This is a genomic window from Pseudomonas alliivorans (assembly GCF_017826695.1).
GTDB lineage: Bacteria > Pseudomonadota > Gammaproteobacteria > Pseudomonadales > Pseudomonadaceae > Aquipseudomonas > Aquipseudomonas alliivorans.
In genome coordinates this window covers 125,776-136,014 of the sequence record NZ_JAFFZW010000013.1, presented here as the reverse complement: position 1 = coordinate 136,014, position 10,239 = coordinate 125,776, and the positions used below count along the sequence as shown (strand labels likewise).

Annotated in this window: 10 protein-coding genes; 8 read left to right on the top strand and 2 right to left on the bottom strand. The window is 58.4% G+C overall.

What is annotated here, in order from left to right:
* Positions 1-152 precede the first annotated feature (152 nt).
* Together JTJ32_RS24660 and JTJ32_RS24655 are read right to left on the bottom strand one after the other, a co-directional pair.
* Complete coding sequence (locus JTJ32_RS24660; protein ID WP_210043605.1) at positions 153-1,376, bottom strand: CaiB/BaiF CoA transferase family protein; 1,224 nt, start codon at positions 1,374-1,376, stop codon at positions 153-155.
* Between the two features lie 9 nt (positions 1,377-1,385).
* Positions 1,386-2,567: an acyl-CoA dehydrogenase gene (locus tag JTJ32_RS24655; RefSeq protein ID WP_210043600.1), complete on the bottom strand. Its 1,182-nt coding sequence runs from the start codon at positions 2,565-2,567 to the stop codon at positions 1,386-1,388.
* 155 nt (positions 2,568-2,722) lie between these two features.
* Here JTJ32_RS24655 and JTJ32_RS24650 point away from each other — a divergent pair, with 155 nt between their 5' ends.
* From JTJ32_RS24650 to JTJ32_RS24615, 8 genes are all read left to right on the top strand, one after another.
* Positions 2,723-3,631, top strand: coding sequence for a LysR family transcriptional regulator (locus tag JTJ32_RS24650; RefSeq protein ID WP_210043599.1), 909 nt, complete (start codon positions 2,723-2,725; stop codon positions 3,629-3,631).
* 426 nt (positions 3,632-4,057) lie between these two features.
* Positions 4,058-5,179: a Re/Si-specific NAD(P)(+) transhydrogenase subunit alpha gene (locus tag JTJ32_RS24645; RefSeq protein WP_099231263.1), complete on the top strand. Its 1,122-nt coding sequence runs from the start codon at positions 4,058-4,060 to the stop codon at positions 5,177-5,179.
* Positions 5,180-5,189: 10 nt separating this feature from the next.
* Entirely contained in the window at positions 5,190-5,513 is a 324-nt protein-coding gene (locus JTJ32_RS24640; RefSeq protein ID WP_004881581.1) for an NAD(P) transhydrogenase subunit alpha part 2, read from the top strand.
* Positions 5,510-6,958 (top strand): NAD(P)(+) transhydrogenase (Re/Si-specific) subunit beta, encoded by a 1,449-nt coding sequence (locus JTJ32_RS24635; protein ID WP_210043598.1) that lies wholly within the window; start codon positions 5,510-5,512, stop codon positions 6,956-6,958. The genes JTJ32_RS24640 and JTJ32_RS24635 overlap by 4 nt, the downstream gene beginning before the upstream one ends.
* Before the next feature lie 186 nt (positions 6,959-7,144).
* A complete protein-coding gene (locus tag JTJ32_RS24630; protein ID WP_210043597.1) occupies positions 7,145-8,638 on the top strand; it encodes a succinyl-CoA:acetate CoA-transferase ScpC in 1,494 nt (497 codons plus the stop codon).
* Between the two features lie 320 nt (positions 8,639-8,958).
* Entirely contained in the window at positions 8,959-9,174 is a 216-nt protein-coding gene (locus JTJ32_RS24625) for a DUF1127 domain-containing protein (protein WP_004881584.1), read from the top strand.
* A 319-nt stretch (positions 9,175-9,493) separates the two neighbouring features.
* Positions 9,494-9,814: a DUF2388 domain-containing protein gene (locus JTJ32_RS24620; protein ID WP_210043596.1), complete on the top strand. Its 321-nt coding sequence runs from the start codon at positions 9,494-9,496 to the stop codon at positions 9,812-9,814.
* Positions 9,815-9,911: 97 nt separating this feature from the next.
* The gene (locus JTJ32_RS24615; RefSeq protein ID WP_099231256.1) at positions 9,912-10,217 is read left to right on the top strand and encodes a DUF2388 domain-containing protein; all 306 of its coding nucleotides are present in this window, start codon (positions 9,912-9,914) and stop codon (positions 10,215-10,217) included.
* Positions 10,218-10,239 lie beyond the last annotated feature (22 nt).

Here is a 10,239-nt window from a genome sequence, read left to right as displayed (position 1 = left end):
AGGCTTTTTCGTTTCCGTCTGCGCCGGAAGTGGGGCGAATTATAGACACCTCAACGAGCGCGTCAACCGTTATTTTCGAATCGGATGAAATTAGTGAATTTCAAGCCTACAGCTATATAGAAGACGCCCAAACCCTGGCTATCTATATATAGCTACAGCACGCCCGCCCCCTTGAGGGCGGCCACCTCACCCTCACTCATACCGAGCAACGCCTGCAGAACCTCGAACGTATGCTCCCCCAACAGGGGAGGCGCACGCCTATACTCCACCGGCGTCTCGGACAAGCGGATCGGGCTGGCCACTTGCGCCACACGACCGCCCAACGCATGCGGCAATTCAATAGCGAGCCCGCGAGCCAGCACCTGAGGATCGGCAAACACCTGCGCCAGATCATTGACCGGCCCACAGGGCACCCCCGCCGCTTCCAACTCATCCACCCACTGTGCCGTCGTCTTGAACACGGTTGCCTGGCGTATCAGCGGAATGAGTTCACCTCGATTAGCCACGCGCAGCTTATTGGTCAGGAACCGAGGATCTGTCGCCCACTGCGACTGCCCCGCCACTTCAGCAAACTTCCGGAACTGACTGTCATTACCTACCGTGAGGATGAAATCCCCATCGGCAGTCGGAAAGTCCTGGTAAGGCACGATGTTGGGATGAGCATTACCCAGCCGCTTTGGCGCAACTCCCGTGGTCAGGTAATTCATGGCCTGATTGGCCAGGCACGCGACCTGCACGTCCAGCAGTGCCATGTCGATATGCTGCCCCGTGCCGCTTTGATCACGATGAGCCAGCGCAGCAAGAATAGCGGTCGTCGAATACAACCCGGTCAATATGTCAGTCAGCGCCACGCCGACCTTCACAGGCCCGGCGCCTTCATCGCCATCAGGCCGCCCTGTCAGGCTCATCAAACCGCCCAGGCCCTGAATCATGAAGTCATAGCCCGCACGCCTGGCGTAAGGCCCCGTCTGACCAAACCCGGTAATGGAGCAATAGATAAGCTTCGGATTCACAGCCTTTAGCGACGCATAGTCCAGACCGTAGGCCGCCAGCCCACCCACCTTGAAATTCTCGATAACGATGTCGGACTTCGCCACCAGCTCCCGCACCAGTTGCTGACCCTCGGGGCGTGTGAAGTCGATGGTCACCGACTGCTTGTTACGATTGGCCGACAGGTAGTAAGCCGCCTCAGTCGTATTCTGCCCCGCCTCATCCTTCAAGAACGGCGGCCCCCATGAGCGGGTGTCATCGCCGCACACCGGCCGCTCGACCTTGATGACATCCGCACCCAGGTCGGCAAGGATCTGCCCGGCCCAGGGACCAGCCAGCACACGCGACAGATCCAGCACCCGGATATGAGAAAGCGCGCCCATGATCCGCCCTCCTTAATAGAAGGCCTGAATGCCGGTCTGCGCACGACCCAGAATCAGTGCATGCACGTCGTGCGTACCCTCGTAGGTATTGACCACTTCCAGATTGACCAGATGACGCGCGATGCCGAACTCGTCGGAGATGCCATTACCGCCGAGCATGTCCCGCGCCATGCGGGCGATCTCCAGCGACTTGCCGCATGAGTTGCGCTTCATGATCGAGGTGATCTCCACAGCAGCAGTACCCTCGTCCTTCATACGCCCCAGACGCAGGCAGCCCTGCAGGGCCAGCGTGATTTCGGTCTGCATGTCAGCCAGCTTTTTCTGGATCAGCTGATTGGCCGCCAGAGGCCGCCCGAATTGCTGACGATCAAGCGTGTACTGACGCGCCGTGTGCCAGCAGAACTCCGCGGCACCCAGCGCTCCCCAGGAGATGCCGTAGCGTGCCGAGTTCAGACAAGTAAAAGGTCCTTTGAGGCCGCGCACGTCCGGGAAGATGTTTTCCTCAGGCACGAATACGTTATCCATCACGATCTCGCCGGTGATGGATGCCCGCAGGCCGACCTTGCCGTGAATCGTCGGCGCACTCAGGCCTGCCCAACCTTTCTCCAGAACGAAGCCGCGAATATCGCCTGCGTCATCCTTCGCCCAGACTACGAACACGTCGGCGATCGGGCTGTTGGTGATCCACATCTTGCTCCCGGTCAGGCGATAGCCACCCTCGACACGCTTGGCGCGGGTGATCATGGCTCCCGGATCGGAACCGTGATTGGGCTCGGTCAGACCGAAACAGCCGATCCATTCGCCGGAGGCCAGTTTGGGCAGGTACTTTTCTTTCTGTGCCTGCGTGCCGAATTCATTGATAGGCACCATGACCAGCGAAGATTGCACGCTCATCATGGAGCGGTAACCGGAGTCGATACGCTCGACCTCACGGGCAATAAGGCCGTAGCACACGTAGTTGAGACCGCTGCCACCGAACGCTTCCGGAATCGTCGCACCCAGCAACCCCATTTCACCCATCTCGCGAAAGATGGCCGGGTCGGTCTGCTCGTGACGAAAGGCTTCCAGTACTCGCGGGGCAAGCTTGCTTTGGGCGAACTGTTCGGCGCTATCACGAACCATGCGCTCTTCTTCAGTGAGCTGCTGATCCAGCAAAAGAGGATCGATCCAGTTGAAACTCGCCTTGCCGCTCATAACCCGCCCTCATGTGTACTCGAATGATGTGGGCTTGATCCTAGACCCGGATCGATCCTTCGACAAACGAGGATTACTCAGCCTGTTGTGCTAATTTCTCACTCCGAAACATTGTGAAGCTCGATAAAGCCACAGGATCAGTGAGGACGCGGTACATGAGACGAAAGATACCCAGTACCACCGCGCTGATCAGCTTCGAGTCCGCCGCGCGTCACGAGAGTTTCACAAGGGCCGCAGAAGAACTGTCTCTCACTCAGGGGGCTGTATGCCGACAGATCGGCAGCCTGGAGGAGTTTCTTGGCATCGAACTTTTCCGACGCTCACGGCGCGGCGTGAAGCTGACGGAAGCCGGACTTTCCTACAGCCGCCGGGTCGCCCTGCAACTGGACGCCGTGGAGCGCGACACGCTGTCGATCATGGGGCAGCAGGGAACGAACGTCATCGAGCTTGCCGTGGTGCCAACCTTCGGCACTCAGTGGCTGCTGCCGCGCCTCAGGGACTTCCAGCATCGACACCCCGAGGTGACGGTCAACCTCACCAATCGCACTCGTCCATTCCTGTTCGCAGACACCGACTTCGACGCGGCGATCTACTTTGGCGATGCCGAGTGGTCGGGCACCGAGGCACATCGACTGATGAGCGAGAACTCCATGCCGGTCTGCAGCCCCACCTTCATGCAAGGCCGCAAGCATCTCGATGCGAGCGAACTGGCCGAACTGCCGATGCTTCAGCAAACCACGCGCCCCTACGCCTGGCGACAGTGGTTCAACGCTCAGAATCTCAATGTGGCGCGCGACATGACAGGCCCTCGCTACGAACTGTTCTCCATGCTTGCGCAAGCCGCCATGCACGATATGGGCGTAGCGCTGATCCCACCTTTTCTCATTCAGCGTGAACTGCATGAAAAACGCCTTGTGATTGCCAATGCTCGTTCGTTACCGAGTCACAAGGCTTATCACCTGATGATTCCGGATCGAAAAGTGGAATCAGCGTCATTGCGCGCTTTCCGCGACTGGCTCATCGATCAGGCTCATAGCTACACGCTGCCGTCCGTGCGGGCCTGAGACTTAAAAGCCGAAGGTAGTGAATATCAACTCCTACCTACAGATATAAGCATATGTCGCCTACGCAACAGTTGTACGACATCGCTTAATCTTGCCTTTAGCCCCGATTTTATTAGGGTTAATACCCGTTTTACCCCGTAGTCCATGCGTGTGGGGAAAAAGCGATGTTTTCACCTCAGCCAGACAATATTCCCGCAAAGCCCTATAAATAAAGGCCAAAAGGCTATCCTTGCGACAATAGGTCACAGGGTGACTTGTAGTTAATTTTCAGTTTCGTTACAGAATGTATTGAAGGCCTTCGACTTCGCCTGCAAAATGCGGCGCTCCCTGTATTCACGGGCGTGCTGACCGGCTATTTCCAGATGCACCAGCCGTAGTGCACTGGCCTACTCATGAAGATAAAAAGATCGCGCAGGAGATTCTGTCGTGCACATTGGTGTTCCTCTCGAAACCCAGTCAGGTGAAACCCGGGTGGCTGCCACCCCGGAGACCATCAAGAAGCTGATCAGCCAGGGACATAGCGTCACTGTACAAAGCGGGGCCGGCATTCATGCCAGCCTGCCGGACAGTGCCTATGAGGCCGCAGGCGCCACCATTCGTGGAGTCGACGACACCTTCGCCAGCGACCTTATCCTCAAGGTGATGGCCCCGAACGAAAGCGAACTCACGCTCATAAAGAGCGGCACGATCGTGATCGGGATGCTCAACCCCTTCAATAACGAGAACATTGCCCGGATGGCCGAGCGCGGCATTACCGCTTTCGCACTCGAAGCCGCTCCAAGGACCTCGCGGGCGCAGAGCCTTGACGTGCTGTCCTCTCAAGCAAACATCGCCGGTTACAAAGCCGTCCTGCTCGCGGCTCATCACTACCCGCGTTTCATGCCCATGCTCATGACCGCGGCCGGAACGGTAAAGGCTGCCAGGGTATTGATCCTCGGCGCAGGTGTGGCTGGCCTGCAGGCAATTGCCACCGCCAAGCGTCTGGGCGCCGTGGTCGAAGCGTCGGATGTGCGACCGGCCGTGAAAGAGCAGATCGAATCGCTGGGCGCGAAATTCATCGATGTCCCTTACCAGACCGATGAAGAGCGCGAATGCGCTGAAGGCGTCGGCGGTTACGCACGCCCCATGCCCGCCAGCTGGATGCAACGGCAGGCGGTCGCCGTGCATGAACGGGCAAAACTTTCGGACATTGTGATCACCACCGCATTGATTCCGGGCCGCAAGGCTCCGGTGCTGCTCAGCGCCGAGACCGTGGCGCAGATGAAGCCCGGCTCCGTGGTGATCGATCTCGCAGCCGCTCAGGGTGGTAACTGTCCGCTGACCGTAGCGGACCAGGTCACCATCGAGCATGGCGTGACCATCGTTGGCCACACCAATCTGCCAGCGCTGGTCGCCGCCGATGCCTCGGCACTGTATGCGCGCAATCTGCTGGACTTCATGAAGCTGCTGTTCGACAAGGACGGCGCATTCTCGATCAACCTGGAAGACGACATCGTCGCCGCGTGCCTGATGTGCCGCGACGGCCAAGTCATCCGCAAGAACGGCTGAGGACACACCAATGGAAGAGTTGATCTCCCCCGGCATCTATAACCTGATCATTTTCGTGCTGGCGATCTATGTCGGCTACCACGTGGTCTGGAACGTGACGCCTGCGCTGCATACGCCACTCATGGCCGTGACCAACGCCATCTCCGCCATCGTGATCGTCGGTGCGATGCTCGCCGCCGCGCTTACTGTCACGCCACTGGGCAAGACCATGGGCACGCTGGCCGTCGCATTGGCCGCAGTCAACGTCTTCGGCGGCTTCCTGGTTACTCGACGGATGCTGGAAATGTTCAAGAAAAAGGCACCCAAAGCGAAAGACGAGGTGCAGAAGCCATGAGCATGAATCTGGTTACTCTGCTGTATCTGATCGCTTCGATCTGTTTCATCCAGGCGCTCAAGGGCCTGTCCCACCCGACCACTTCACGTCGCGGCAATCTGTTCGGCATGCTGGGCATGGGGCTGGCGGTTGTCACCACGATCGGCCTGGTGTTCAAGCTCGCGGCCTTGTCTGAAGGCACCAGCGCAGGGATTGGCTACATCGTCGTCGGCCTGCTCGTGGGCGGTACAGCCGGCTCGATCATGGCCAAGCGTGTCGAGATGACCAAGATGCCCGAGCTGGTGGCCTTCATGCACAGCATGATCGGGCTGGCGGCAGTGTTCATTGCCATCGCGGCGGTGGTCGAGCCCCAGTCGCTGGGTATCGTTCGCAATCTGGGCGACGCCATCCCGACCGGCAATCGTCTGGAACTGTTCCTGGGCGCGGCCATTGGTGCGATCACCTTTTCCGGCTCGGTGATCGCGTTCGGCAAGCTGTCAGGCAAATACAAGTTTCGCCTGTTTCAGGGCGCACCCGTACAGTTTGTCGGACAGCACAAGCTGAACCTGATTCTCGGCCTGGCTACGCTGTTCTTCGGCCTGACGTTCATGTTCACCGGCAGCCTGACCGCGTTCGCCATCATGCTCGCCCTGGCATTTGTGATCGGCGTTCTGCTGATCATCCCGATTGGCGGGGCCGACATGCCGGTCGTGGTCTCGATGCTCAACAGCTACTCGGGCTGGGCGGCAGCGGGCATCGGCTTCTCGCTGAACAACTCGATGCTGATCATCGCCGGCTCGCTGGTGGGCTCCTCCGGCGCGATCCTCTCTTACATCATGTGCAAGGCGATGAACCGCTCCTTCTTCAATGTGATCGGCGGCGGCTTCGGCGGCGCAACGGACACGGCTGGCCCGGCAGGTGCCAAGGAAGCACGCCCGGTGAAATCCGGTTCGGCGGACGACGCCACCTTCCTGCTGACCAACGCTGATACGGTGATCATCGTGCCCGGCTACGGACTGGCAGTGGCGCGTGCCCAGCATGCGCTCAAGGAATTGACCGAAAAACTGGTGCATCACGGCGTCACGGTTAAATACGCGATCCACCCGGTGGCAGGACGCATGCCCGGCCACATGAACGTGCTGCTGGCCGAGGCGGAAGTGCCTTATGACCAAGTGTTCGAGATGGACGACATCAACTCCGAGTTCGGTCAGGCAGACGTGGTGCTGGTGCTCGGTGCAAACGACGTGGTCAACCCGGCCGCCAAGAACGATCCGAAATCGCCGATTGCCGGGATGCCGATTCTCGAAGCGTTCAAAGCCAAGACCATCATCGTCAACAAGCGCTCGATGGCCAGCGGCTACGCCGGCCTGGACAACGAACTGTTCTATCTGGACAAGACCATGATGGTATTCGGAGACGCCAAAAAGGTGATCGAGGACATGGTGAAGGCGGTCGATAACGCATAGCCTGCATCTGCATCTGCCTCAGCACAGCCCCGGTTCGCGCTGCGACCGGGGCTTTTTGCATTTCACGTAACAGTGTTTTGCGCTGAGACCCGCTAATTAGAGCCCCCAAATGCGACCATGGTAGCGGGACGAACAACGCCCGACTCTCTAGACTTGTCGCTCGTCTCCACCTCCGAGAAAGAATCCATGTACCGTGACCGTATTCGCCTGCCCTCCCTGATGAGCAAGGTAATGAGCGCGGCTGACGCCGCCGCCCTGATCGAAGATGGCATGACCGTCGGCATGAGTGGCTTCACCCGCGCAGGCGAAGCCAAAGCCGTTCCTCAGGCGCTGGCCGAGCGCGCCAGGGTCTCACCTCTAAAGATCAGTCTGATGACCGGCGCCAGCCTGGGCAACGATCTGGACAAACAACTGACCGAGTCCGGCGTGCTTTCCCGACGCATGCCGTTCCAGGTGGACAGCACTCTGCGCAGGGCTATCAATGACGGCACTGTCATGTTCATCGATCAGCACCTGTCCGATACCGTCGAGCAACTGCGCAATCGCCAGATCAAGGCTGTCGACCTGGCCGTTATCGAGTGTGTCGCCATCACCGAGGACGGTCATCTCGTATTGAGCACTTCGGTAGGAAACTCCGCCAGCTTCGCCATTCTCGCCCGACAGGTGATCATCGAAATCAATCTGGCCCAGCCTCTGGAGCTGGAAGGTCTGCATGACGTCTACATTCCGAGCTACCGCCCCACGCGTCTGCCCATTCCGGTGCTGGAAGCCGATTCACGGATTGGCACCCATGCAGTGAAGATCGATCCGGCGAAGATTGTCGGCATAGTCATCAGCAATCAGCCTGACTCCCCGTCCACTGTGTTGCCGCCGGATGTGGAAACCCAGGCCATCGCTCAGCACCTGGTGGAGTTCTTCAAGAATGAAGTGCGCGAAAACCGGCTGACCAACACGCTGATGCCGTTACAGGCCGGGATCGGAACGATTGCCAACGCAGTGATGCACGGTTTACTGGATTCGCCGTTCCATGACATGACCATGTATTCCGAGGTGCTGCAGGACTCCACCTTCGATCTGTTCGATGCAGGCAAATTGAGCTTTGCCTCGGGCAGTTCCATGACACTTTCGGCCGCAAAGCACGCTCAGGTGTTCGCCGACTTCAACCGCTATAAATCCAGGCTGGTCTTGCGCCCGCAGGAAATCTCCAATCACCCGGAAGTCATACGCCGCCTGGGTATTATCGGGATCAACACTGCGCTGGAGTTCGATCTGTACGGCAACGTGAACTCCACCCATGTGTGCGGCACGCGGATGATGAATGGCATTGGCGGCTCCGGCGACTTCTCGCGTAACGCGCATCTGGCCATCTTCGTGACCAAGTCAATCGCCAAAGGTGGCTCGATTTCCAGCGTGGTGCCTATGGTGAGTCATGTCGACCATACCGAGCACGATGTGGATATTCTGGTGACCGAACAGGGTCTGGCGGATCTGCGTGGTCTTGCGCCGCGCGAACGCGCCCGGGTGGTCATCGACAACTGCGTTCACCCTGATTACCGGGCCGCGCTGAACGACTATTTCAACGCTGCCTGTCAGCGTGGTGGACACACGCCGCATATATTGCGCGACGCACTGAGTTGGCACCTCAATCTGGAAGAGACAGGACGCATGTTGCCCGTCTGAACAAGACAGTTGGAGGTGAGCAAGTGATTTTCTTGCTCACTTTTACGCCATCATTCCCCATACTTGAAAAAACTGTACTGCTGTACTGGTCAAAAGCAGGCTGTGGCGTATCAAATTCAGTGCGACCTGCTGCAAAATGCACTAAAAATGTGCAGACCGGTACAGTTGCCCCAATAACGAACAAAACAGTCCCTATTAACAGTTAACTGAACCCTTACAATACAGATGAACTGTGTCTATGGGGACTGGCCGATCGAGCGGAGAATGGGCACCAGTCAAGCAACTCACTTATCCCGCCACAAGCGGAAGGAAGTCACACCATGGAACGTACAATCAGTTCCGATCTGTTCAGCGAAAGCACCGCCACTACTGCGAAATCTTCCTTGCCTCTGCGCATGTTCGCCAACCTGATGCTCTGGCAGCGTCGCCTTTCCAGCCGCCATCAACTGGCCCGTCTGGACGCACGTTTGCTGGCCGACGCAGGTATCAGCGAAGCACAGCGTTACGAAGAGCTGAGCAAGCCGTTCTGGCGCTAATGCAGCGCCCGCTGGCCCCAGACTGCTGAAGTCTCCCGCCAGCAACCCGAATTGCTTCATACAAGACCCGATTCAGGCAGCTGAATCGGGTCTTGTCGTTTGGGCCTTAAAGACTTCACGACCAACACAAGTACAGTTTTAAATGTTACAAATTAAGGCCGGTACAGTTACCATTTCATGTACGCCGTATGGCGTTTCGACGCGGTATAGCAATAGCAAGCCGGACAGCGCTGATATAGGCTGGACGCCTGATCGGCCCGGCACACAGTCTGTGCCTCCCGCAACCTCTGCCTGTAACTCCATCTGACGGAATTCGACCATGTCCCTGCTACGTACCTTTGGCGCTGCCGTTTTGCTGACTGCCGCTGCCGCAAGCGCCAATGCTTCCAGTTTCATTGTCACAACCGACACAGTCGTGGGCGCTGTCGCCGCATCGACCGACGCCACTTCCGATATCTCGTCTTCGTTCAAGGATGACAAGATCGTTCGCGCAGCACGTGACGATGCCGCCAGCTTCGTGGCCAGCGCGGGTGACATCCGCGGTGCGCAACTCGAAGGCGCGCTCCAGCACATCCGTCAGCAAATGCCTGAACTGCACGCCACTGATGCTCAACTGGCTCAGGCCATCCTGGCCATCTGATGAATTGAATGCCTCCGGCGGCCTGCGGGCTGCCGGGGTAGCTCCGGCCAGAGCATTGCGCTAGCCTTGACGCCTGTTTTGCCGGTACGTGAAAGCCATGCGTTTATTGCACTCTCTTTTGATAGGTTCTCTTGCCAGCCTGGTCTGGACGGGTTCTGCCCATGCCTTCGACTCAACCACGCAGGGTCTGGTCAAAACCGGGTACGCCACCAGCCAGGTCAGCAGTTCACCGTTCGATAACAAGCAAGTCATGGCGGCTCAGGATGATGCTGCGGCGTTTGTCGCCAGCGATGGCCGGATACGCGGGGCCCGACTCGAGTCGGCGTTGCGCAGCCTGCGACAGTCCCATGAAAAACTTCGTGCCAGCGACCTTGAACTGGCGCAGGCAATCCTCGTCCAATAGCCACTTTGCCCTTCTGCGTAAC